We start from the raw sequence: 23,753 nt of genomic DNA on the forward strand, positions 1-23,753 counted from the left end.
CCGGCCCCTTTTTCAGATTCAAGCCTGCCCTTGTTTGAGCGAAGCGAGTTTGGGCAGGCGCTGAAAATGGGGCCGGATTCGAGGAAACAAGTCATCACGTGAGGCCAGCAAGGCAAACCAATCACCCCGTGCGTACATCGAAACTTCCCCGGTCGCCTTTGGCTCAGGCGGCGTCCACGTTGCGTTGCAGCCAGTATTCCAGCAGCGCCAAGTGCCAGAGCTTGCTGCCGAGCAACCGGGTATGGTGCATTTCCGGCGCGGCCAGCAGCAGGTCGACATAGGCACGGGAATAGAGCCCCCGTTGCCGGCAGGCGGCCGAATCCAGGATATCCCGCATGAAGTGGAGAAAGTCGCCCCGTACGTACTTCAGCGCCGGCATCGGGAAGTAGCCCTTGGGCCGATCGATCACCGAATCGGGCAGCAGTCCCCGGGCCATCGCCTTCAGGGGATACTTGCCCCCCTCCCGCAGCTTCAGTTCGGGCGGGCATTGCGCCGCCAGCTCCACCAACTGCTGGTCGAGGAACGGCACCCGCGCCTCCAGCCCCCAGGCCATGGTCATGTTGTCGACCCGCTTCACCGGATCATCCACGATCAGGGTGGTGATATCCATGCGCAGCACCGCATCCATGAAACTCTCCGCCCCGGGTTCATCGAGCAACTCGGCGACCAGCCGGCTGGTGTGATCCTCGCCGCGGAAATCGGCCGTGACCAGGCGCCGGTACTCCTCATGGTCGCGGTCGAAATAGTGGCGGGCGAAACGTTCCACCGCCGTCCCCTGCCCCTCGTCCCGCATGCGCGGATACCAGAAGTAGCCGCCGAACACTTCATCCGCCCCCTGCCCGGACTGGACCACCTTGATCTGTTTCGAGACCTGTTCCGACAGCAGGTAGAAGGCCACCGCGTCCTGGCCGAACATCGGCTCGGCCATGGCGTCCACCGCCTCCGGCAGGCGCTTCAGCACCTCCGCATTGGGGATCAGGTACTTGTGATGGCGGGTGGCGTAGCGCTCCACCACCTGGTCGGAGTATTCAAACTCGTTCCCCTTCTCATCCGGGTGGTCCTCGAAGCCGACCGAGAAGGTGCGCAGATCCGACACCCCCGACTCCGCCAGCAGTGCCACCAGCAGGCTGGAATCGAGCCCCCCCGACAGCAGCACCCCCACCGGCACATCGGATATCTTGTTGCGCTTGTGCACCGCCTGGCGCAGCGCCTCGTGGATGGCCTCCAGCCACTCGCCATCGCTACGCGGTTGGGCCGGCCGGCTGGCGTCGAGCTGCCAGTAGCGATGCTCGGTGCGCCGGCCATCGGCATCGATCAGCAGCGAATGCCCCGGTGCCAGTTTGCGCACGCCCTGGAGAATCGTCCGTGGCGCGGGCACCACCGCGTGCAGGGTAAACTGGTGGTGCAGGGCGACCGGATCCAGGGTGGTATCGACGTCACCCGCCGCGAGCAGCGCCTGCACATTGGAGGCGAAACGGAACCGCTCATCGGTGAGGCTGTAGTAGAACGGCTTGATCCCCATCCGGTCCCGGGCCATGAACAGCTGTTTCTTGCCCTGATCCCAGATCGCGAAGGCGAACATCCCCTGCAGGCGGTCGACACAGCGCTCCCCCCAGGCGTGCCACGCCTTGAGGATCACCTCGCTGTCGCCCTCGGAATAGAAGTGGTAACCGTCCCGTTTCAGCGTCTCGCGCAGCTCGGGATAGTTGTAGATGGTGCCGTTGAACACCAGCGCCAGCCCCAACTCCTGGTCCACCATGGGCTGGTTGGCCCGGGTGGAGAGATCGATAATGGCAAGCCGGCGATGGCCGAACGCCAGCGGTCCGTCGCTATAGCTCCCCCCGTGATCCGGTCCCCGCCGCTCCAGCCGGGCCGTCATTCGGGCAATCCCGCCCAGATCGGGCCGGCCGCCATCGAGTCGCAACTCCCCACATATTCCACACATTGACTGTTTCCTGCCTTGTATTTTTGTCCTGCTGGCCAATGGCCCGGAACCTGTTCGATCTGGCCATTATAACCTTGCCCCGGGCCCATCCACACACTATAGCTATGGATGGATTGAGGGATGATCTTGAATCGAAATTAACGCTGGTATTATAATACCAAGCAAATTACTATGTTATTATGATTCTAACTTTATCAACAGCAACACATTATTAAGGAAGATACACCATGGCATACGAACTCCCCCCCTTACCCTACGCCCAGGACGCTCTGGAACCGGTACTCTCAAAAGAGACGCTGGAGTATCACTACGGCAAACATCACCAGACCTATGTGACCAACCTGAACAATCTGGTCAAGGGCACCGATTTCGAGGGCGCGGCGCTCGAGGATATCATCCTGAAATCCTCCGGCGGCCTGTTCAACAACGCCGCCCAGATCTGGAATCACACCTTTTACTGGAACTGCCTCTGTCCGGGCGGTGCCGCGCCCAGCGGTGAGCTGGCCGACGCCATCAACCGTGCATTTGGTTCCATGGAGGAGTTCCAGAAACAGTTCTCGGCCTCCGCCGCCGGCAATTTCGGTTCCGGCTGGACCTGGCTGGTAAAGAACAACGCAGGCGACCTGGAGATCGTCAACACCTCCAACGCCGCCAACCCGATGACCGAAGGCAAGACCCCGCTGCTGACTATCGATGTATGGGAACACGCCTACTACATCGACTACCGCAATGCCCGCCCCAAATACCTGGAATCGATCTGGGGCATCGTCAACTGGGCGTCTGTCTCGGCCAATTTTGCCGCCTGAACAATCCCGCCCAATCCCGCCTCCCCCGCCCGGGGGAGGCGTCCCGCCCGCCTGCCGCACCCGGCAAAAATCAACCCGCCACACCCCCTTGAATCCGCTAAAAATCCCCATATATATTTAATGGGAATAGCACAACCACAGGAGGTATCGAAATGACACGCCTGATATCTGATCCCTGGCAGCTGATGAGGCTGTGGCAGGATGAACTGAACCGCAGTCCCCGCACCTCCCTTGCCCAGAGTGACGATTCCAGTGTGGTGGGTGGGGACTGGACACCCGCCATCGACATCAAGGAGGAAGAGGACCGTTATGTACTGCACGCCGATATCCCCGGCGTGGAGCCGGACAAGATCGAGCTCAGCATGGAGGACGGCATGTTGACGATCAAAGGCGAAAAACGTCACGAGGTGACTGAGAACAAGGAGGGATACAAGCGGGTCGAACGTTCCTATGGCAGTTTCTACCGGCGCTTCAGCCTGCCGGACAATACCGACCCCGACCTGATCAAGGCCAGCGGCAAGGACGGCGTGCTTGAAGTGGTCATCCCGAAGGTCGAGGCCAAACGTTCCAAAAAGATAGAGATCCACCCGAAACGCGGGTAACCGAACGCCGTAACTGAACAGAATGCCGCCTGGTCCCGCCGGGCGGTGTTCTAAGAGTCTGTCGGGCTTGACCGACAGACTCCGAGGCCTACCCGCGCAGCTCCAGCGCCCGCTGATAGAGCTGGTTCTTCTTGGCGCCGGTTATGCGGGCCGCCAGTGCCGCCGCCTGTTTGGTCGGCACCTCCTCCAGCAGTACGCCCAGTATCCGTTCCGTCTCTGGATCGATAGCGTCCGCGCTCCGCTGTGCGCCCGCCACCAGTACCACGAACTCCCCCTTGCGCTGATTCGGGTCCTGTTCCAGGAGTTCCACCAGCGCGGCCAGGGGGCGGGAGAGGATGGTCTCGTGCAGTTTGGTCAGCTCCCGGGCGACTACCGCCGGGCGATCTCCCCCGAACACCGCCATCATGTCGCTCAGACACTCCACAATCCGGTGACTCGCTTCGTAGAAGATCAGGGTCATCCCCTCATCCTTGAGACGCCTGAACTGCTCACGCCTGGCCGATCCGGTCCTGGCCGGAAACCCCTCAAACAGAAACCGGTCGGTCGGCAGACCGGCCGCTGAAAGGGCGCAGATCAGCGCACTGGGTCCGGGAATCGGCACCACGCGCACGCCCGCCTCCCGGCAGGCGCGCACCAGCGGAAATCCGGGATCACTGATCAGCGGGGTACCGGCATCGGATATCAGCGCCAGGGTGCCGCCGGCCGTGAGCTGATCGACCAGCCGCCCGACCAGCTTCTGTTCATTGTGCTCATGCAACGCCAGCAGCGGCGTGGTGATCGCCAGCGTCTGCAGCAGTGGCCGGCTGTGACGGGTATCCTCGGCAGCGATCACATCCACCGAAGAGAGTACCTGCTTCGCCCGCTCGGTAATGTCGGCACGATTGCCTATCGGCATGGCAACGATATACAAGCACCCCTTATCCATACAAGCACCCCTTATCCATTGACACGGCACACCCCAAAAAAAGATACTGTCTTGCTCAATCCTGCCTGCCTGAAAGCGACCATGCAACAAAGACCTGCTAAATTTCTCCTCACGCTGTTGATCCTGCTTACTGTGGTCGGCTGTATGCCGTCGCCAGGTGTCCGGGATACCGCAACCGATCCGCTCACGGCGCAAGCGATAGCGCTGGAGGAGGCCGGAGAACATGCCGCCGCGGCTGAACTGTTTGAACAGCTGGCCCTGCAGGCCCTCCCGCCGGCCGACCAGGCCTTGCTCCTGCGGGCCGCCGAGAACCACTTCCGCGCTCAGAACAGCGAGCGCGCCACCGCACTACTGGCGCGGATCAACACCCGGGCCCTGCCCTCCCTGGAATTCCAGAAACGTCTGCTGGTGGCGGAACTGGCGCTCAGCAACAACCGCCCGGATGAGGCCATGTCGCTGTTGAGCGAAGGGGTTCCGGAGGGGGCCGACAGCGCGCTGCGCCAGCGTTTCCATGCCGATATGGCTGAGGGGTTCCGGCTCTCCGGCAACCTGCTGGAGAGTGCCCGGGAACTGGAAGAGCTGGACCTGTTGCTTGAGGAGATGGATAAACGGCTGGACAACCAGTTGCTGATCATTCAGACCCTCACAGCCCTCACCGACACCGCCCTTGACCTGCTGCAACCCGATCCGCCGGGGATTCAGGGGGGCTGGATGGCCCTGGCCCGAATAATCAAGGGACACACCGGCGATACCAGCCGGATCCAGGAGCAGTTGAAGGGCTGGCGCGAACGCTTCCCCAGCCATCCGGCCATCCCCGGACTGCTGGAGGGCTACTTCCAGAAACTGGAGAGCCAGTACCAGCGCCCCGATCACCTGGCCATCCTGCTGCCGAAATCGGGCCCCTATGCCAATGCGGCCAGCGCCTTGCGGGACGGTTTCATGGCGGCCTATTACCAGCAGCCGCTGGAGAGCCGCCCCCGGCTGCAGTTCTATGACAGCAGCGATAGCGCAGACACCTGGCCGCTCTACCGTCAGGCGGTGGATGCGGGCGCGGATATGGTGATCGGCCCGCTGAACAAGGAGGGGGTCGCCCAGCTGGCCCGCGCCGGGGAGCTGGAGATTCCGGTCCTGGCCCTCAACCAGGTCCCCCCCGACACCACGCCGCCGGTGACCCTCTATCAGTTCGGCCTGGCACCCGAGGACGAGGCGCGGCAGGTGGCCGAACGTGCCTGGCTCGACGGCCATACCCGGGCGATCACCTTCACCCCGAGCGGCGACTGGGGTGACAGGATTCTGCACGCCTTCCGCAACCGTTGGGAACGCCTGGGCGGCACCCTCAGCGAGCAGCAGCGCTATGACGCCGGGGAGAACGACTTCTCCGACGCCATCCAGGCGCTGCTGAACCTGGACGAGAGCCGCGCCCGGCGCAGCCGCCTGCAACGCCTGTTCGGCCAGAACCTGGAGTTTGAACCGCGGCGCCGCGGTGATGCCGATTTCATCTTCCTGGCGGCCAACCCGCTCAAGGCGCGGCAGATCAGGCCCCAGTTCCAGTTCCACCATGCCGCCGATATCCCGATCTACGCCACCTCCAGCGTCTATACCGGGGTGCCGGCCCCGGGCGAAGACCAGGACCTGGAGGGGATCAAGTTCCCGGATATCCCCTGGCTGCTGATGAATGAAGGTGGCACCCCGCTGGCCCGGGACAATCTGGCCCGCGTCCTGCCCGACAGCCAGGGCACCTACCGCCGTCTCTACGCCATGGGCATCGACAGTTTCCGTCTGCTGCCCCACCTGGGACGGCTACAATCCTCCGCACGCGAGACCATCGAGGGCAAGACCGGCAACCTCTACCTGGACAGCATCCGCCAGGTCCACCGCCAACTGGTCTGGGCCGAGATGAGCCGGGGTATCCCAAAGGCGATCGGCTACGCCCCGCGCATGATGAGCATGAGTGACGAGCTGGAGGGCAGTCCCGCCGCAGCGAGGGGGGCGCCGCCGGCCGACAGCGAACCCGCGCAACCCCGGGGCGGCGTGATACCCGAGGCCGGCGCGGCCACCATCCGGCCGGCGGAGTAGCGGGTTGCGGCGCCCCTTCCAAAACAGGTCCCACGGCAAAAAAACCGGCGATGACGCCGAGACGCTCGCCCAACACTATCTGGAGGGGCAGGGACTGCGCACCCTGAAACGCAACTATCTCTGCCGGGCGGGCGAGATCGACCTCATCATGCAGCACCGGGAGACCCTGGTATTTGTCGAAGTGCGCTACCGCAAAAATGCCCGCTTCGGCTCCGCCGCCGAGAGCGTGACCAACGCCAAACAAAAAAAGATCATCCGCGCCGCCAGTCACTGGCTGAGCCGTGAGAAGCGGCACAACACCCCCTGCCGTTTTGACGTACTGGCACTCACCGGCGAGGGTGAGGCGCTGCGGATCGAATGGATCACCGATGCCTTTCAGCAGGAACTTGTGTAGATGAACCTGATCGAACATATCACTGAGACTTTCCACCACAGTATGCAACTGCAGATGGAGTCGCTCCCGGTGGTCGCCGAACCCGTCGCCAGAAGCGCCGAACTGATCGTGCGGCGCCTGCTGGAGGGGGGGAAAATCCTCACCTGCGGCAACGGGGGCTGCGCCGGCAATGCCCAGCACTTCTCCTCGGTGATGCTCAACCGGTTTGAGCGGGAGCGGCCGGGACTACCGGCGATAGTGCTGACCACCGACTCCTCGACCCTGACCGCCATAGCCAACGACTATGATTATGATGAGATCTTCGCCAAACAGATCCGCACCCTGGGACATCCGGGCGATCTGCTGCTGGCCATCACCAGCAGCGGCAATTCGGAGAATATCAATGCGGCCATCGCCGCCGCTCACGAACGCAAGATGCTGGTGATCGCACTCAACGGCCGCGATGGCGGGCGGCTCTCCAGCCTGCTGCAGGAGGGCGACGAGGAGATCTGTATCGCGGCCGACTCAAGCGCCCGGATAATGGAGGCGCACCTGCTGGTCATTCACTGCCTGTGTGACCTGATCGACAAACAACTCCTTGGTAATTAAGGGCTTGCGAAAGAATAAGTTCCTGCATTCGGTCGCCCCTGGACCCCGCTGGCGGCGTTACGCTTTTTGGCAAGGGAACAGCCATTGCCTGCAAAGCGTGCCTTGCCAGCGGGGTCCAGGAACGCCCTCGGTACTACGGAATTATTCTTTCGCAAACCCTAAGGAAATAATGGAGAACCCCATGAAAAAAATACTCGCTCTGATTGTCCTCTCAAGCCTCGCCCTGCCGCTGCTGCAGGGTTGCGCCACGGCCGTGGTCGGCGGCGCCGCCGCCGGCGCCTCGGTGGTGCATGACCGGCGCTCGGCCGGCACCGTACTGGATGACCAGACCATTACCGTAAAGATCATGAACGAGTTGCTGAATAACAGGGAGCTGCGCCAACACAGCAGCATGAGCGCTACCAGCTACAACCAGGTGGTGCTGCTCACCGGCCAGGCGGAAAATGCCGGCTATCGTGCCGAGTTCGAGCGCATCGCCCGCAATACGCCGATGGTGAAACGGACGGTCAACGAGGTGCAGATCGGCGCCAACGCCACCCTGGTCGAACGGAGCAAGGACAGCTGGATCACCTCCAAGGCGAAGGTCGAGCTGTTCAATGTCAAACTGCCGCAATTCGACCCGACCCGGGTCAAGGTGATCACCGAAAAGGGCGTCGTCTACCTGATGGGCATGGTGACAGCCGAGGAGGCGGACGCCGTGGTGGAGAAGATCCGTTACCTGGACGGCGTCACCAAGGTGGTGAAGGTCTTTGAGTATATCTGAGGGTAAAACCGCCACCCCGCTCGACGCCGATACCCGCGAGGCCCTGGCCGCGATCGTCGGCACAGAGGGGGTGTTGACCGATCCCGGCGACTGCTGGCCCTACGGCTATGACAACAGCCGCCGCCACGCCCTGCCCCAGGCGGTGGTGTTCGCCACCAGCCATGAACAGGTGCGCGACATCGTCGTCCTGTGCAACCGGCAGCGGATCCCGCTGATCGCCCGGGGCAAGGGGACCGGTACCACCGGCGCCACGGTACCGCACCGGGGCGGCATCATCCTCGCCCTGGAGCGGATGGACCGGATCCTGGAGATCGACCCGGCCAACCGTATCGCCCGGGTGCAGCCCGGCGTCACCAACCAGGCGCTGCAGCAGGCGCTCTACCCGCACGGCTTCTTCTGGCCGCCCGACCCCACCAGCGCGGCGATCTGCACCGTCGGCGGCAACCTGGCCTACAACTCGGCCGGTCCGCGGGCGGTAAAATACAACACCCCGCGGGAGAATACCCTGGGCCTGCGCGCGGTCAGCGGCGCGGGCGAGGAGCTGCGTACCGGCGTCATCACCAGCAAGGGGGTCGTCGGCTACGACCTCACCCGGCTGCTGATTGGCTCGGAGGGGACCCTGGCCATCATCACCGAGGCGGTGTTGAAACTCACGCCCCTGCCCGAGGCCAAGGCCACACTCCAGGCCACCTACCGGGACATGCATGCCGCCGCCCGGGCGGTCTCGGCCATCATGGCTCAGCCGATCACCCCCTGCGCCCTGGAATTCATGGACGGCGCCTCCATCGACATGGTGCGCAACTACTCCGATCTCGACCTGCCGGAGGCCGTCGGCGCCCTGCTGATGATCGAGGTGGACGGACCGGCCCACGGTCTCGACCAATCCCTGCAGGCGGTGATCGACGCCGCCCGGATCGAGGGGATGGTCGGGATCGAGGTGGCCCACAGCGAGCAGGACGTGGAGCGGCTCTGGCGCACCCGCAAGGCGCTGTCGCCGGCGCTGCGCAACATTGCCCCGAAAAAGATTAATGAAGATGTGGTGGTGCCGGTCTCCCGCATCCCCGACCTGATCGGCGGGCTGGAACGGCTGTCCGGCCGATTCGATATCCGCATCGTCAACTTCGGCCACGCCGGAAACGGCAACATCCATGTCAATCTGCTGAGCGACCCGGACGACCCGGCGATGATGGCGCGCGCCCATGAATGCCTGAGCGAAACCTTCGATCTGGTTCTGCAACTGGGCGGCACCCTGTCGGGGGAACACGGCGTGGGGCTGGAGAAGCGGGATTACATCGGCCGCGAGATCGAGCCCGCCACGTTGCGCCTGATGCACGCCATCCGCCGCCAGTTCGACCCGCAGGGAATACTCAACCCCGGCAAGACGCTGCCGGAGAGCGGCGGGGCGACGGACGAGACACGATGAGACACAAAACGCCGCGAACATTCTGGCTGCTGCTGATCGGCGGCCTCGCCCTGCCGGCCCTGGCGGCCCGCATCGACCTCACCGACCTCGCCAACCAGGGCCTGAACGGCTGGAACGAACACAGCTTCAAAGGCCACACCCGCTACCGGGTGGTCGATCTGGACGGCATTCCGCTGATCAGTGCCCGCAGCGACGCCAGCGCCTCCGGCCTGTATAAAGAGCTGCGGGTGGATCTGCGCGAGACGCCCTATCTCAACTGGCAGTGGCGGATCGAGAAACCGTTGCGCGGGCTGGATGAACAGAGCAAAGGCGGTGACGACTACAGCGCCCGGGTCTACGTGATCCAGAAGAGCGGCCTGCTGCCGTGGCGCAACAAGGCCCTCAACTATGTCTGGTCGGGCAGTCAGCCGACCGGCGCAAGCTGGCCCAACGCCTACAGCGACCGTGCCCGGATGATCGCCGTCCGCTCCGCTGCGGACAGCCCGGGTAAGTTGTACAGTGAGCGGCGCAATGTCCAGGCCGATTTCCAGCGCTATTTCGGCGCCCCGGTGGACTATATCGATGTCATCGCCATCATGACCGACACCGACAATTCGGGCCGGCAGGCGCACGCCTATTACGGCGATCTCTTCTTCTCTCGATAAGCGCGCCGATCCCGTCTCCCGGCAGGCGGCCACCCCTGCCGCGCCGTCCACGCAGTCAATATATTCGCGCTTCAGCCTCCACACCCCGCCGCTAAAATGGTATAACGTCGCTCCGATAGCTCGGGCGGCCACGGCAGCACTCCGCTCCGGCCCGCCACCGTGCAACCTGTAGCCTGCAATTTGACCAAGGAGCAACTGCTGTGAGTAACGCCCTCAAAACCCTGTTTTTCCTGCTGGCGGCCCTCCCCGGCGCGGCCCTCGCCGCGGCAACCGGTGGCAACAACCTGGACCTGACCAGTCACTGGGTGGGCTACACCGCCATTGCCATCTTCGCCCTGGCCTATCTGCTGGTGATGGCGGAGGAGTTTACCCATCTGCGTAAATCCAAACCGGTCATCCTGGCCGCCGGCCTGATCTGGTCGCTCATCGCCTGGTACTACGCCGCCCACGGCTTTACCAACGAGGCGGAGGTGGCGGTACGCCACAACCTGCTGGAGTATGCCGAGCTGATGCTGTTCCTGCTGGTGGCGATGACCTACATCAACGCCATGGATGAACGCAATGTGTTCGAGGCGCTGCGCTCCTGGTTGATCGCCAAGGGTTTCGGCTTCCGCCAGCTGTTCTGGATCACCGGCGTGCTCGCCTTCTTCATCTCACCGGTGGCAGACAACCTGACCACCGCCCTGCTGATGTGCGCGGTGGTGCTGGCGGTGGGTGGCAGCAACAACAAGTTCATCCTGCTGGCCTGTATCAATATCGTGGTCGCCGCCAATGCCGGCGGCGCCTTCAGTCCGTTCGGCGACATCACTACCCTGATGGTGTGGCAGAAGGGTGTCGCAACACCCCAGGGTGTGGTGGCCTTCGGCAGCTTCTTCGCCCTGTTCCTCCCCTCCCTGATCAACTGGCTGGTGCCGGCCGCCATCATGCACTTCGCGGTCCCCAACGAGCAGCCCAGCGGCGGCGGCCAGGCGGTGGCCATGAAGCGCGGGGCGCGGCGCATTATCGTGCTATTCCTGCTCACCATCGTCACCGCCGTGAGCTTCCACAACTTCCTGCACATGCCGCCGGTGATCGGCATGCTCACCGGCCTGGCCTACCTGCAGTTCTTCGGCTTCTTCCTGAAGAAGACCTACCACCGCGAACTGAACGCCAGCAATGGTGAGGCCGCCACCGAACTGGAACATGACAGCCAGATGGGCGACCTGGTCGCCTTCGACGTGTTCAGCAAGGTGGCGCGCGCCGAGTGGGACACCCTGCTGTTCTTCTACGGCGTGGTGCTCTGCGTCGGCGGCCTCGGCTTCATCGGTTACCTGTCGCTCACCTCCGAGCTGATGTATGTGCAACTCGGCCCCACCACCGCCAACGTCATCGTCGGTGTTCTTTCCGCCATCGTCGACAACATCCCGGTGATGTTCGCCGTGCTCACCATGCTGCCCGATATGTCCATGGGTCAGTGGCTGCTGGTCACCCTCACCGCCGGCGTCGGCGGCTCGCTGCTCTCCATCGGTTCCGCCGCCGGCGTCGCCCTGATGGGCCAGGCGCGGGGCCGCTACACCTTCTTCGGCCACCTGAAGTGGGCGCCGGTAATCGCCCTCGGCTATGCCGCCAGCATCTACGCCCACCTCTGGATCAACGCGTCCCTGTTCTGATCCCGCCCGTACCACCCCGTAGGGTGGGTTAGGCGCGCTCCACTCGGGAGGTGGTGGCTGGCATGATGCCATGCGCGCGCCGTAACCCACCATTTGGCGGCCGGCGAGTCGGTGGGTTACGCGGCGCCCGGGTATGGTCGTGGGCGGAAGTGTCGTGCCTATGCGCCGCTAACCCACCCTACGAAACTAAACCGGGAAGTGCTACAGACGGGGCTTCCTCACAACCTGAATTCCGTTATCATGGGCGCTGGTCCCGCGGCGCAATCGATAACATGCAAATCCCCCGGACAATCCGACGACTCGGCTTCTTCGCACTATTCCCCGCCTGTGGCGGGGCCTACGCCGCCGATGCCGGGCAACTCCCGGCAATGGCCGCCCACTGGAGCGGCTATCTCGCCCTGGCGACCTTTCTCCTCGCTATCCTCCTGGTCAGCCTGGAGGAGTTCACCCAGCTTAGAAAATCCAAGCCGATGCTCATCGCTGCCGGTGTCATCTGGGCGTTGATCGGCTGGTATGCCGTCACCACCGGCAGCGCGACGCAGGCGGAACGGAGTGTGCGCCAGAGCCTGTTGCAGTATGCCGAGCTGATGCTGCTGATCCTGGTGGTGATGACCTACATCAACGCCCTGGGCGAGCGCCGCGTATTCAGGTGGCTGCGTGCCTGGCTGTGCAATCGAGGCCTAAGTTACCGCGGGCTGTTCTGGAGCACCGGCATCACCACCTTCCTGATGTCGCCGTTTCTCGACAACCTGGCCAGCGCGCTCCTGGTGGGCGCGCTGATCCTGGTGATCGAGCCGGACAATCGGCGCTTCATCAGCCTGGGATGCATCAATGTGGTGGTGGCGGCCAACGCCGGTGGCGCCTTCAGCCCCTTCGGCGACATCACCACCCTGATGGTGTGGCAGCAGGATATCCAGAGCAGCAACGGGGCCCTGGATTTCTGGAGCTTCTTCAATCTGTTCATCCCGGCGCTGATCAGCTTCCTGATACCGGCCTGCGCCATGCACCTGGCACTGCCGAAGGGGAGGCTGCAGCCGCACTACCAGCCGGTGCGCATGCTGCGTGGCGCACGCCGCATTATGCTGCTGTTTCTCGGCGCCATCGCCACCGCGGTGCTGTTCCGGGGGGTGCTGCACCTGCCCGCCGTGATCGGCATGCTCACCGGCCTCTCCTACCTGCAGTTCTTCGGCTACTACCTGAAAAAGACCCACCGGCCCCTGGAAGAGGGGGTGGAGGATGCCGAGCAGCTGGCCTCGCCCGTCCCGGTCGATGGCCGCAGTCCGTTCGATGTATTCGTCCGGGTGGGCCAGGTGGAGTGGGATACGCTGCTGTTCATCTACGGCGTGGCGCTCTCGGTCGGCGGACTCGGTTACATCGGTTACATGGCCACCGCTTCCGATATCATGTACAGCCAGTGGGGCGCCACCGCCGCCAATATCACGGTGGGACTGGCCTCGGCGGTGCTGGAGAATATACCCACCATGTACAGTGTGCTGACCATGATGCCGAATATGTCCCGGGGCGAGTGGTTGCTGGCGACCCTCGGCGTCGGCACCGGCGGCTCGCTGCTGGCGATCGGCTCGGCGGCCGGGGTGGCGCTGATGGGCCAGTCCAACGGCAACTACACCTTCTACAGCCATCTGAAATGGACCCCGGTGATCCTGCTGGCCTACTTTGCCGGCATCCTCGCCCACCTGTGGCTCAACGCCCGCCTGTTCTGATTACTCGGCCGCGAATGATGCGGTTCGCAAGCTCACCGGCATCTACGGCCTGGATGGCTTTTATTTGCGTGTATTTGCGTTCATTTGCGGCTTAAATTTTTCCTGATCAGAACAGCAGATTCATCATCAGGATCATCACCACCAGGAACAGCAGGGTCATCACGCCGCCGGCACGCATGAAGTCCGGCACCCGGTAACCGGCCGGTCCCATGATCAGGGCATTCACCTGATGGGTGGGTATGATGAAGGAGTTGGAGGTGGCGATCGCCACCGTCAGGGCAAACACCGCCGGATCGGCACCGACGCCGACGGCAATATTCACCGCCAGGGGAACCAGCAGTACGGTAGCGCCCACATTGGACATCACCAGGGTAAAGAAGGTGGCCAATACAGCGACGGCCGTCTGGATCACCCACACCGGCATCTCGCCGACCACCGAGATGGTCTGCTCGGCAATCCACTTGGCGGTGCCGCTGGTCTCCACCGCCAGGCCCAGCGGGATCAGGCTGGCCAGCAGGAACACCGTCTTCCAGGAGACCGCCGAATAGGCCTCCTCGATCTTCAGCACGCCCGAGAGCACCATGCCGATGGCCCCGGTCAACAGCGCGATGGAGAGGCGGATATCGGTGAACAGGACCATGGCGAGGGCGATGGCAAAGAACAGACCGGCCCAGCCCACTTTCTGGGGGCGCGTCTCTTCATGCGGATATTCCGTGGTGACCACGACAAAGTTGCGGTCCGATTCCAGGCGCACCAGGGAGTCCCAGGTGGTGTGCACCACCAGGGTATCGCCCGCCTTGAGGGGCAGATCGCGGATGTGGTCCCCCCCGTGCAGGGTCTCGCCATTGCGATGCAGCGCCACCATGGCGATACCGTAGGTCTTGCGCAGCCAGACATCGCGGGCGCTCTTGCCGATCAGCTGGGAACCGGGGGGAATGACCAACTCGGCAATACCCGCCTTGGTGGAGGCGAGCGATTCGGCAAACGATTTGAGGCCGTTGCGCAGCCGCAGATCGAACTTCTCGACAAAACCGGCCAGACACTTGGGAGAGGCGATCACACCCAGCACCATGCCCCCCTCGACGGCAAAATCCCGCGCCAGATCACCACGACCGATACGGATGCGGCCGTTCGACCCCTTGGTGGCGATCATGCGCACCCGATAGTCCGTCTCCACATCGTCCAGAATCTTGCCCACCAGCTCGCTCTCCGGCGGCACCACCACCTCGAACAGGGCATGGTCGATGTCATAGATGCGCTGGAAATACTCCATCGAGTTGGTGGCCGTGGCGCCATTATCACTGCTACCGACGGGCAGCACGAAGCGCCCGGCGAGCACGAAATAGATGATGCCGGTAACGACCAGGGCGACCCCCACCGGGGTGACGGAAAAGAGCGACCAGACCTGCATCTGGTGATCCGCCGGCAGCGCCTGGTTCGAGGTGAGGATCAGGTCATTGAGCAGGATCAGCGGTGAGGAGCCGACCATGGTCACGGTACCGCCGAGGATGGCACAGAACCCCATCGGCATCAGCAGGCGCGACATGGGCAGGCCGGAACGGGCGGAGATACGGCTCACCACCGGCAGGAACAGGGCCGCGGCGCCTACGTTCTGCATGAAGGAGGAGATGAAGGCCACGGTGCCGGAGATGATCGGGATGATCCGTTTCTCGGTACTGCCGCCCACATCGAGGATGAATCCCGCCACCTTGCTCATCAGTCCGGTCTTGTCCAGTCCGGCGCCGATGATCATCACCGCGATAATGGAGATGACCGCGTTGCTGGAGAAGCCGTCGAACAGATGGGTGGTGGGGACCAGCCCCTCGGACAGCCCCATCATGGGTGCCAGCAGGCTGGTGAGTCCGAGCAGCACCATGACCGTCAGCGCGGCCACGTCCACGCCCACCACCTCAAAGGCAAACAGATAGATGGTGAGCAGCAGCAGGCCGCTGACCCAGGCGATCTGCAGCGTCGGAACCACGGTGGTCATGGCGATAGCCAGCAGCGCAAAACCCAGCGCCGCGACGAATTTTTTCCTGCCCGGCGTGATCGGTGCTTTCTTCTCCAGCGAGACCGCAGACTCCATCGACCGTTATACCCCGAAATAATAATTATGCTTGTTGGTTACCCTGGAACCGGGCGACGAGCCTTAGGGCCCGCGCAAGAATAATTCCGCAGTACCGAGGGCGTTCCTGGGCCACGCTGGCAAGGCACGCTTTGCAGGCAATGGCCGCTCCCTTGCCAAAAAGCGTAACACCGCCAGCGGGGTCCAGGGGCGACCGAATACCGGAACTTATTCTTGCGCGGGCCCTTACTCCGGACCGGGCTGGACAGATCCACCCTGCGGTGGTCTGCATATACCATATAAGATCGCCGCTCTGGCGGCCAGTCTCAGCAACCAGTCACGGTACGAAGTGGAGCGGAAGTATATCAGTGGGATCTTATTCAGCCAAAAATATTCTCGCCAATACGCAGCGCAGGCCAAGGTCAAAAATCAAGGGTTTCCGGGAGTTATGAAATGACCTGGGCCCGTCCATCACGGGTTGATGGCAGGCGTATTGCAGTCGCCCGGGCGACACTCCATACTGAACGAGACGAAAATCAAACAGCGGTGCTGATAAAAACACCCGTTAACATAACATCGGCTTATAGATAAGGAAAATTATTGTTACTTCTCCTCACGGTTCGCCGCTGTCAGAATTGCCGACAATCTGAAGAAGTTTTATAGACTCAGGGGTATAACATGTCGAAAAAACATCCGATCGTTGCCGTTACCGGCTCATCCGGTGCTGGGACGTCCACGGTAAAGCGTGCCTTTGAACACATCTTTTATCGGGACGGTGTCACCCCGGCCATTATCGAGGGCGACAGCTTCCACCGCTATGATCGTGTAGCGATGCGCGAGGCGGTGGCCGAGGCATCGCAACGGGGAGAGAACCTGAGCCACTTCGGTCCCGCCTCCAATCTGTTCGGTGAACTGGAGCAGCTGTTCAAGACCTACGGCGAACACGGCAACGGCAAGAAGCGCTACTACCTGCACAGCGAGGAAGAGGCGGCAGAGCACAATGTCCGCCTCGGCACCGCCCTGGAACCCGGTCAGTTCACCCCCTGGGAGGATATCCCCGGCGAGACCGATCTGCTGTTCTACGAAGGCCTGCACGGCGGCATGGTCACCGACGAGGCCAATGTGGCCCAGTATGTCGACCTGCTGATCGGGGTGGTGCCGATCGTCAACCTGGAGTGGATCCAGAAGATTCACCGCGACAACTCGGAACGCGGTTACTCCGCCGAAGCCATTGTGGAAACCATCCTGCGGCGCATGCCGGATTACATCCACTACATCACCCCGCAGTTCTCGCGCACCGATATCAACTTCCAGCGCGTCTCCACCGTGGACACCTCCAATCCCTTCATCGCCCGGGACATTCCCAGCCCGGACGAAAGTTTTGTGGTGATCCGCTTCCGCGACCCGAAGAAGTTCAATATCGACTTCCCTTACCTGCTCTCCATGCTGCATGACTCCTTCATGTCACGCCGCAACTCCATCGTGGTGCCGGGCGGTAAGATGGGTCTGGCCATGGAGATCATCCTGACCCCGATCATCGAGCAGATGATGGACGAGCGAAACGGCGGGTAACCGCACCGCCGTCCAGGGATATAAAAAATGCCGCCTCAGAGGCGGCATTTTTTGTCTGTGACCCAGGCCGTCACTGTGGCGTTGGCGGCAGCGGGATGGTCTTGCCGTTGACGCTCAGCAGGCCATCCGCGAGGGTTACCCGGGTGGCGATCATGTCACCCTGCTCGACCAGTATCTCCTGCCCCAGCCACTGGTTCAGCTGCTGTTCGGTCAGAGCGGTCGACATCTCCGCCAGCTCCGCCGCACTGGGCAGCTTGGTGTCGGGATTGATCAGCCGGACCTGCTCAAACTGGCGCAACAGATCGGCCTCCACCTTCTGCCGCAACAGCAGGGTGAACAACCGCTTCGGCATCTGCAACGAGGCATCGGCCACCAGCTTGCCGAGTACCGCCGGCGCATTGCCGATCTCCTTCCACTCCAGCCCTACCGACTGCAGCGAGAGCTTGCCCGCGACCAGACCATCCGGGGTCTGGATGCTCAGCTTGTCGATGGTCACCAGCGGATCCCCCTTGAGCAGGGCCGGGGCATTCCCCATCAGTACACTCAGCAGCGCCATCCCTTTCTGCTCGTCCGGCAGCTGCTGGGCATTGATCTCCTCGACCGACTGTTGAATCCGCAGCAGCGCCTCGGGCGGCAGATTGCCGAGCCCCAGCCGAACCTCCGCCGGGCCGTAAACCCCGCCATCGACCTCCAGCCGATCCAGCTGGTAACGGACCGTGGCGCTGACCAGCGCCCCCTTGACCGTGCTTTCGGCCTCCACGCCCAGTTGACGCGCTTCAATCCGGGTGCCGGAGGCCTGATCCCACATGCCGATGCGGCCGATCTCGAACCGCCCCCCGCCCAGCATCAAGCCGGAGACATCCTTACTGGAATGGGAGTTGAGCTGCATCCCCTCGATCTCCAGCAGCTGCGCGTCCCCCTGCGACAGTCGCAATGCCGGCAGGGCGAAGCGGGCATCCACCTGCTCGAAGGCCGCATCAAAACGGATATCGCCATCCATACCGTCAAAGCGGATCGCCGGGCGCTCGCCGCTGGCCGGGATCTCACCCGCCGGAAGGTCGATCCGGGTACTGCCCTGACCGTCGATCCCGATCAGCGTCCTGATCACGGCCTGATAATCGGCCGGCAACAGCGACTCACCATCCACCCGGATATCGCTGCGGATATCCGCCAGCCGCAACCCCTCCGCCGTCAGCGGCCCGTGCACGATATGACTCACCAGGGAAAACTGCAGCGTTTCCGTCTTGCTGCGATCCGGGCCGGAGGGGATCCTGACCAGAAAATCGGTACGGCTCTCGGCGCCGAACCAGGCCCGCTGGTAATCCTGCGAGACCAGCTCGGCACCGCCCTTGGCAAACTGCTGCATCAGTCCCTGATAGTAAGTCTCCACCTGAAAGCCGACGACACCGGGAGCCGCCAACAGGGCCGCCCCCAGCACGACAAACAGGGCAATAAACCGCTTCATACGCATCCTCACTTTATTTTTATGCTCCAATACCGCCCGAGAGGCGCAACCCGAGCGCGGCGTGATTACGCTTTGTTGGCAAGGGAACGGCCATTGCCTGCAAAGCAGGCCTTGCCAGCGTGGCCCAGGAACGCCCTCGGTACTACGGAATTATCCTTGCGCGGGCCCTTAGCGCTGGCCGTTGACCGAAACTTCCCTGACCGGCTCTCCTGCCGTCAACTCGGCGTCCGCTGCCAGCGCCCGCTGGATGACCGCCAGAATACTCTCCCGGTCGAGCCCCGCCTCGCGCAGCTGTTCAGCCGGCGTGGCATGCTCGATAAAATGATCCGGCAGGCCGAGATTGATGGTCCGTACCCGCTGCCGGTCGGCCGCCAGATACTCATTGACGGCGGATCCGGCGCCGCCCTTGAGCACATTCTCCTCCAGTGTCACCAGCAGTTCATGGCTATCCGCCAGCCGCCGCACCAGTGTCTCGTCCAGCGGTTTGACAAAGCGCATATTGGCCACGGTGGCGTCCACCTCCTCGGCCACTTGCAGCGCCGTATCCAGCAGACTGCCGAAGGCCAGGAGCGCCACCCGCCGGCCCTGCCGACGAATCTCGCCCTCGCCCAGCGGCAGGGTCTCCAGCGCCTCGTCAATCCGGGCCCCGCAACCCGCCCCGCGCGGATAACGGACCAGGGCCGGCCCCTCATACTGATAGGCGGTGTGCAGCAGCTTGCGGCACTCGTTCTCATCGGACGGCGCCATCACCACCAGGTTGGGGATGCAACGCGCATAGCTCAGATCAAAACTGCCCGCGTGGGTGGCGCCGTCGGCACCCACCTGGCCGGCCCGGTCCACCGCAAAGGTGACATCCAGGTTCTGCAGCGCCACATCGTGGATCAACTGGTCATAGGCGCGCTGCAGGAAGGTGGAGTAGATCGCCACCACCGGTTTTACCCCGTCACAGGCAAGCCCGGCGGCGAAGGTGACGGCATGCTGTTCAGCAATGCCCACATCGTAATAACGGTCGGGAAAACGCTTGGCATAGGCCACCATGCCGGAACCGGAGCACATGGCCGGGGTGATCGCCACCAACCGCGGGTCGGCCGCGGCGGCATCGCACAGCCAGCGGCCGAAGACCTCGGTATAGCTGGGCCCGGAGGCGCTCTTCTTGTCCATCTTGCCGGTGGCCGGATCGAACGGCGTCACCCCGTGATAGACCAGCGGATCCCCCTCGGCCGGCTTGTAACCCCGGCCTTTCTGGGTCACCACGTGCAGCAGCCGCGGGCCGTGCATCATCTGCATGTTCTGCAGGGTGGCGGTCAGGGTCTCCAGGTCGTGGCCGTCGATCGGGCCGATATAGTTGAACCCCAGCTCCTCGAACAGGGTGCCGGGCATCACCATGCCCTTCATGTGCTCTTCCCAGCGACCCACCAGCTCGGAGATGTGCGGCAGACCGCTCAGCGCCGACTTGCCGCCTTCGCGTACCCGGGTGTAGAACTTGCTGGAGAGCAGGCGGGCCAGGTGATTGCGGAAGGCGCCGACCGGGTCGGAGATGGACATGTCGTTGTCGTTCAGCACCACCAGCAGGTCCAGATCCAGGGCACCGGCGTGATTGAGCGCCTCGAATGCCATCCCGGCGCCCATCGCCGCATCACCGATGACGGCGACCACATCACGCTTGACCTTCAGCCGCTTGGCCGCCGCGGCCATGCCGAGGGCGGCACCGATGGAGGTGCTGGAGTGGCCGGTGCCGAAGGTGTCGTAGTCGCTCTCTTCGCGGCGCGGAAAACCGGAAATGCCGTCGCGCTGGCGCAGGCTCTCCATACGCTCGCGCCGGCCGGTGAGAATCTTGTGTGGATAGGCCTGGTGGCCCACATCCCAGAGCAGCCGGTCCTCCGGGGTGTTGAGCACGTAGTGCAGCGCAATGGTCAGCTCCACCACCCCGAGCCCGGCCGCCAGATGGCCGCCGGTGCGCGACACGGTTTCGATCAGAAAGCGCCGCAGCTCCTCGGCCAGTGCCGGCAGCCGCTCCGGCGGCAGCAACCGGAGATCCCGGGGATATTCGATACTGTCGAGCAGTCGGAATGTTCCAGTCGATCCCGATCCGCTGCCCTGTTGCCGCTCTGACATGCCCTTACCCGTACATTCCGCTGGAGACCCTGGCAGCCTGTCGGGCTTAACCGATCGTAGCGAGGGTCCGCAGTAGATCAGCGTTAAGTCCGACAGGCTGCTGCAGCCATTGTAAAGTATAGCCGTCGGAAGATTTCCACCCGCGCAGTGGTGGAAGTCGGCCCCCGACCCTGGTTGATTGTGCAATCGCAATAGGCGAAACCGAGCATTCTAGCCCAACAGGCCGCACCAAGTCCCTACCTAATTTTCTGGATCTCGGCCAGCCCGTCGCCCAGCAGAAAATCGTGGAATGCCTGGGCCGAGGGCGACAGCCGCTTGCCGCGGCGATGCACCATGAACCACTTCTTGAGCAGCGGGAAACCCTCCACGTCCAGGGTCACCAGCCGGCCGGTCTCCAGCTCCAGCTCGATGGTGTGGGCCGACACCACGGCCAGCCCCAGCCCCGCTCGGACCGCCTGCTTGATCGCCTCGCCGCCGTTGAGTTCCATGCCGCAGAGCAGCTCGAGTCCCTGCTCCTGAAAAAACCGCTCCAGCGCCAGCCGGGTGCCGGAGCCGGGCTCGCGCATCAGAAAGGTCTCCTCGGCCAGCTTTTGCAGCGAGATTCGCTTCTCCCCCACCAGCGGGTGGTCGGGCGGCGCGATCACCACCAGGGGATTGTCCATGAACTCTTCGTATTCCAGATCGAGCGCATCGGGGGGCTGGCCCATCAGCACCAGATCCTTCTCGTTCTGTTCCAGCATGCGCATCAGCTCCTTGCGGTTATTCACCGAGAGGCTGAGCCGGACACCGGGATAGCGGCGTGAAAAGGCCCCCAGGGCACGCGGGGCGAAGTAGTTGACGGTACTGGCCACGGCGATATCCAGGCGGCCGCGACTCAGCCCCTTCTGCGCCTCCATCACCTCTTCCATCTCGTCCAGTTGCCGGAAAATCGCCTTGCCATAGGTGTGGAGCTCCCGCCCGGCCCCGGTGAGATGGATCTTCTTGCCCAGCTTCTCAAACAGCGGCAATCCGACGCTCTCTTCTAACTGTTTGATTTGCATGGAAACCGCAGGCTGACTAAGATATAGCTCATCAGCAGCTCTGGTAAAACTCAAATGAGTGGCTACGGCCTCGAACACTTTCAATTGACGAATTGTGAAATTCATAATGCTCACCCCATACCTACATATAAGCGCTACCTTATCACATCAATCAAAAACTTTGAGTTTTATTTATAGTGATCGATAGCTATAGTCACCTCAACTCCCCAGGGAGAAGCCGATTGAACCCATCGCACTGTACGCAAACAGCCCAATCATAATAGAGAGTAGTGAGGTAACAACAGATGGCCCTTGACCAAACCAGTCGCTATGCCGACCTGAGTCTGAATGAAGACAAGCTGATCGCTGACGGCAACCACATCCTGGTTGCCTACACCATGGAGCCTGCCGCAGGCCACGGCTATCTCGCTACTGCGGCACACTTCGCCGCCGAGTCTTCCACCGGGACCAATGTGGAGGTCTCCACCACCGACGACTTCACCAAGGGTGTGGACGCGCTGGTATACGAGATCGATGAAGCCAACGGCATCATGAAGATCGCCTATCCGAACGAGCTGTTCGATCGCAATGTCACCGATGGCCGCATCATGCTGGTCTCCTTCCTCACCCTCTGCATCGGCAACAACCAGGGCATGGGTGACGTGAAGAACGCCCAGATGCAGGACTTCTATATCCCGCCGAAGATGCTGCAGCTGTTTGACGGCCCGGCCAAGGACATCAGCGATCTGTGGCGCATCCTCGGTCGTCCGGTCAAGGATGGCGGCTATATCGCCGGCACCATCATCAAGCCGAAACTGGGCCTGCGCCCCGAGCCGTTCGCTTCGGCTGCCTATCAGTTCTGGCTGGGCGGTGACTTCATCAAGAATGACGAACCCCAGGGTAACCAGGTGTTCTGCCCGGTGAAAAAGGTGATGCCGCTGGTGGCCGACGCCATGAAGCGCGCCCAGGACGAGACCGGGCAGGCCAAGCTGTTCTCCGCCAACATCACCGCTGACGATCATTACGAGATGCTTGCGCGCGCCGATTATATCCTCGAGACCTTCGGCGAGAACGCCTCCCATGTCGCCTTCCTGGTGGATGGCTTCGTCGGCGGCCCGGGCATGATCACCACCGCCCGGCGCCAGTACCCGAACCAGTACCTGCACTACCACCGTGCCGGACACGGCATGATCACCTCGCCCTCTTCCAGACGCGGCTACACTGCCTTCGTACTGGCCAAGATGGCGCGTCTGCAGGGTGCCTCAGGCATCCACGTCGGCACCATGGGTTACGGCAAGATGGAAGGCTCGCGGGACGACAAGATCATCGCCTATATGATCGAGCGCGACAGCTGCGACGGTCCGTTCTATCACCAGGAGTGGTACGGCATGAAACCCACCACCCCGATCATCTCCGGCGGCATGAACGCGCTGCGTCTGCCCGGCTTCTTCGAGAACCTGGGCCACGGCAACGTGATCAACACCTCCGGCGGCGGCTCCTACGGCCATATCGACAGCCCCGCGGCCGGTGCCATCTCCCTGCGCCAGGCCTACGAGTGCTGGAAGGCTGGCGCCGATCCGGTCGAGTACGCCAAGGAGCACAAGGAGTTTGCCCGCGCCTTCGAGTCGTTCCCGCACGATGCGGATCAGATCTTCCCCGGCTGGCGGGATCGTCTGGGCGTGCACAAGTAAGCCACCCGATCGCTGAGTAGCAAAAAAACCCCGCACCTCGGTGCGGGTTTTTTTTGTTTACCTGATGTAACTACTCACCCGGTCTGTAAGTGAGTAGTTACCCTGATTACGCATTAACTCAAGTTTCGGAGTTCAGTTCCAGGCACCGGGCGGGCCACCCCCTCTCCGGGACACGCTGTGAATACATCCCTGTACGCTCGGCGTCGGCATCCCTGCCTCCGACGGTCCCGAAAAGGGGGAGACCCGCCCTGAACGACTCCATGTGAGCTCCGAAACTTGAGTCATTAAGC

At 62.8% G+C, this 23,753-nt stretch carries 18 protein-coding genes; 12 read left to right on the forward strand and 6 right to left on the reverse strand.

What is annotated here, in order from left to right; genetic code table 11:
* Positions 1–163: 163 nt before the first annotated feature.
* On the reverse strand, positions 164–1,945 hold the full coding sequence (locus tag O9K64_RS14460) for an N-acetylglutaminylglutamine amidotransferase (RefSeq protein ID WP_275098789.1): 1,782 nt from the start codon (positions 1,943–1,945) through the stop codon (positions 164–166).
* 227 nt (positions 1,946–2,172) lie between these two features.
* Here O9K64_RS14460 and O9K64_RS14465 point away from each other — a divergent pair, with 227 nt between their 5' ends.
* Both O9K64_RS14465 and O9K64_RS14470 read left to right on the forward strand, forming a co-directional pair.
* The gene (locus O9K64_RS14465; protein ID WP_275098790.1) at positions 2,173–2,751 is read left to right on the forward strand and encodes a superoxide dismutase; all 579 of its coding nucleotides are present in this window, start codon (positions 2,173–2,175) and stop codon (positions 2,749–2,751) included.
* 152 nt (positions 2,752–2,903) lie between these two features.
* Complete coding sequence (locus O9K64_RS14470) at positions 2,904–3,353, forward strand: Hsp20/alpha crystallin family protein (protein WP_305793152.1); 450 nt, start codon at positions 2,904–2,906, stop codon at positions 3,351–3,353.
* An 88-nt stretch (positions 3,354–3,441) separates the two neighbouring features.
* Here O9K64_RS14470 and rsmI read toward each other — a convergent pair whose 3' ends face one another.
* Entirely contained in the window at positions 3,442–4,278 is an 837-nt protein-coding gene (gene rsmI, locus O9K64_RS14475) for a 16S rRNA (cytidine(1402)-2'-O)-methyltransferase (protein WP_275098791.1), read from the reverse strand.
* An 81-nt stretch (positions 4,279–4,359) separates the two neighbouring features.
* On the opposite strand from rsmI, the gene O9K64_RS14480 reads away from it, so the two are divergent.
* From O9K64_RS14480 to nhaD (O9K64_RS14515), 8 genes are all read left to right on the forward strand, one after another.
* Positions 4,360–6,354: a penicillin-binding protein activator gene (locus O9K64_RS14480; protein WP_275098792.1), complete on the forward strand. Its 1,995-nt coding sequence runs from the start codon at positions 4,360–4,362 to the stop codon at positions 6,352–6,354.
* 4 nt (positions 6,355–6,358) lie between these two features.
* Complete coding sequence (locus tag O9K64_RS14485; protein WP_275098793.1) at positions 6,359–6,748, forward strand: YraN family protein; 390 nt, start codon at positions 6,359–6,361, stop codon at positions 6,746–6,748.
* Positions 6,749–7,336, forward strand: a complete 588-nt coding sequence (locus tag O9K64_RS14490) for a phosphoheptose isomerase (RefSeq protein ID WP_275098794.1) — start codon at positions 6,749–6,751, stop codon at positions 7,334–7,336.
* A 181-nt stretch (positions 7,337–7,517) separates the two neighbouring features.
* Positions 7,518–8,099 carry a BON domain-containing protein gene (locus O9K64_RS14495; RefSeq protein WP_275098795.1) on the forward strand — a complete coding sequence of 194 codons (582 nt, stop codon included), beginning with the start codon at positions 7,518–7,520 and terminating at the stop codon, positions 8,097–8,099.
* The gene (locus O9K64_RS14500; protein ID WP_420493174.1) at positions 8,092–9,522 is read left to right on the forward strand and encodes an FAD-binding oxidoreductase; all 1,431 of its coding nucleotides are present in this window, start codon (positions 8,092–8,094) and stop codon (positions 9,520–9,522) included. The genes O9K64_RS14495 and O9K64_RS14500 overlap by 8 nt, the downstream gene beginning before the upstream one ends.
* On the forward strand, positions 9,519–10,166 hold the full coding sequence (locus tag O9K64_RS14505; RefSeq protein WP_275098796.1) for a DUF3047 domain-containing protein: 648 nt from the start codon (positions 9,519–9,521) through the stop codon (positions 10,164–10,166). The genes O9K64_RS14500 and O9K64_RS14505 overlap by 4 nt, the downstream gene beginning before the upstream one ends.
* A 200-nt stretch (positions 10,167–10,366) precedes the next feature.
* A complete protein-coding gene (nhaD, locus tag O9K64_RS14510) occupies positions 10,367–11,815 on the forward strand; it encodes a sodium:proton antiporter NhaD (RefSeq protein WP_275098797.1) in 1,449 nt (482 codons plus the stop codon).
* 272 nt (positions 11,816–12,087) lie between these two features.
* Entirely contained in the window at positions 12,088–13,536 is a 1,449-nt protein-coding gene (nhaD, locus tag O9K64_RS14515) for a sodium:proton antiporter NhaD (protein WP_275098798.1), read from the forward strand.
* 106 nt (positions 13,537–13,642) lie between these two features.
* Here the strand turns inward: nhaD (O9K64_RS14515) and O9K64_RS14520 are convergent, their stop codons facing one another.
* The gene (locus O9K64_RS14520) at positions 13,643–15,622 is read right to left on the reverse strand and encodes an SLC13 family permease (protein ID WP_275098799.1); all 1,980 of its coding nucleotides are present in this window, start codon (positions 15,620–15,622) and stop codon (positions 13,643–13,645) included.
* Positions 15,623–16,279: 657 nt separating this feature from the next.
* On the opposite strand from O9K64_RS14520, the gene O9K64_RS14525 reads away from it, so the two are divergent.
* Positions 16,280–17,173 carry a phosphoribulokinase gene (locus O9K64_RS14525; RefSeq protein WP_275098800.1) on the forward strand — a complete coding sequence of 298 codons (894 nt, stop codon included), beginning with the start codon at positions 16,280–16,282 and terminating at the stop codon, positions 17,171–17,173.
* A gap of 70 nt (positions 17,174–17,243) precedes the next feature.
* Here O9K64_RS14525 and O9K64_RS14530 read toward each other — a convergent pair whose 3' ends face one another.
* From O9K64_RS14530 to O9K64_RS14540, 3 genes are all read right to left on the reverse strand, one after another.
* The gene (locus tag O9K64_RS14530; RefSeq protein WP_275098801.1) at positions 17,244–18,638 is read right to left on the reverse strand and encodes a YdgA family protein; all 1,395 of its coding nucleotides are present in this window, start codon (positions 18,636–18,638) and stop codon (positions 17,244–17,246) included.
* Positions 18,639–18,806: 168 nt separating this feature from the next.
* Entirely contained in the window at positions 18,807–20,753 is a 1,947-nt protein-coding gene (gene dxs / locus O9K64_RS14535) for a 1-deoxy-D-xylulose-5-phosphate synthase (RefSeq protein ID WP_275098802.1), read from the reverse strand.
* Positions 20,754–20,989: 236 nt separating this feature from the next.
* Positions 20,990–21,898, reverse strand: coding sequence for a LysR family transcriptional regulator (locus O9K64_RS14540; protein ID WP_275098804.1), 909 nt, complete (start codon positions 21,896–21,898; stop codon positions 20,990–20,992).
* 179 nt (positions 21,899–22,077) lie between these two features.
* Here O9K64_RS14540 and O9K64_RS14545 point away from each other — a divergent pair, with 179 nt between their 5' ends.
* Positions 22,078–23,463 (forward strand): ribulose-bisphosphate carboxylase, encoded by a 1,386-nt coding sequence (locus tag O9K64_RS14545; protein WP_275098806.1) that lies wholly within the window; start codon positions 22,078–22,080, stop codon positions 23,461–23,463.
* The last annotated feature ends 290 nt before the right edge of the window (positions 23,464–23,753 follow it).

This window comes from Sedimenticola hydrogenitrophicus (genome assembly GCF_029017505.1).
In the GTDB taxonomy this organism is placed as follows: domain Bacteria; phylum Pseudomonadota; class Gammaproteobacteria; order Chromatiales; family Chromatiaceae; genus Sedimenticola; species Sedimenticola hydrogenitrophicus_A.

Bases quoted from the DNA above. Each gene is read 5' to 3' on its own strand.
- O9K64_RS14460 (WP_275098789.1), bottom strand. From the start codon at position 1,945: ATGTGTGGAATATGTGGGGAGTTGCGACTCGATGGCGGCCGGCCCGAT.
- O9K64_RS14465 (WP_275098790.1), top strand. From the start codon at position 2,173: ATGGCATACGAACTCCCCCCCTTACCCTACGCCCAGGACGCTCTGGAA.
- O9K64_RS14470 (WP_305793152.1), top strand. From the start codon at position 2,904: ATGACACGCCTGATATCTGATCCCTGGCAGCTGATGAGGCTGTGGCAG.
- rsmI (WP_275098791.1), bottom strand. From the start codon at position 4,278: ATGGATAAGGGGTGCTTGTATATCGTTGCCATGCCGATAGGCAATCGT.
- O9K64_RS14480 (WP_275098792.1), top strand. From the start codon at position 4,360: ATGCAACAAAGACCTGCTAAATTTCTCCTCACGCTGTTGATCCTGCTT.
- O9K64_RS14490 (WP_275098794.1), top strand. From the start codon at position 6,749: ATGAACCTGATCGAACATATCACTGAGACTTTCCACCACAGTATGCAA.
- O9K64_RS14495 (WP_275098795.1), top strand. From the start codon at position 7,518: ATGAAAAAAATACTCGCTCTGATTGTCCTCTCAAGCCTCGCCCTGCCG.
- O9K64_RS14505 (WP_275098796.1), top strand. From the start codon at position 9,519: ATGAGACACAAAACGCCGCGAACATTCTGGCTGCTGCTGATCGGCGGC.
- nhaD (WP_275098798.1), top strand. From the start codon at position 12,088: ATGCAAATCCCCCGGACAATCCGACGACTCGGCTTCTTCGCACTATTC.
- O9K64_RS14520 (WP_275098799.1), bottom strand. From the start codon at position 15,622: ATGGAGTCTGCGGTCTCGCTGGAGAAGAAAGCACCGATCACGCCGGGC.
- O9K64_RS14525 (WP_275098800.1), top strand. From the start codon at position 16,280: ATGTCGAAAAAACATCCGATCGTTGCCGTTACCGGCTCATCCGGTGCT.
- O9K64_RS14530 (WP_275098801.1), bottom strand. From the start codon at position 18,638: ATGAAGCGGTTTATTGCCCTGTTTGTCGTGCTGGGGGCGGCCCTGTTG.
- dxs (WP_275098802.1), bottom strand. From the start codon at position 20,753: ATGTCAGAGCGGCAACAGGGCAGCGGATCGGGATCGACTGGAACATTC.
- O9K64_RS14540 (WP_275098804.1), bottom strand. From the start codon at position 21,898: ATGAATTTCACAATTCGTCAATTGAAAGTGTTCGAGGCCGTAGCCACT.
- O9K64_RS14545 (WP_275098806.1), top strand. From the start codon at position 22,078: ATGGCCCTTGACCAAACCAGTCGCTATGCCGACCTGAGTCTGAATGAA.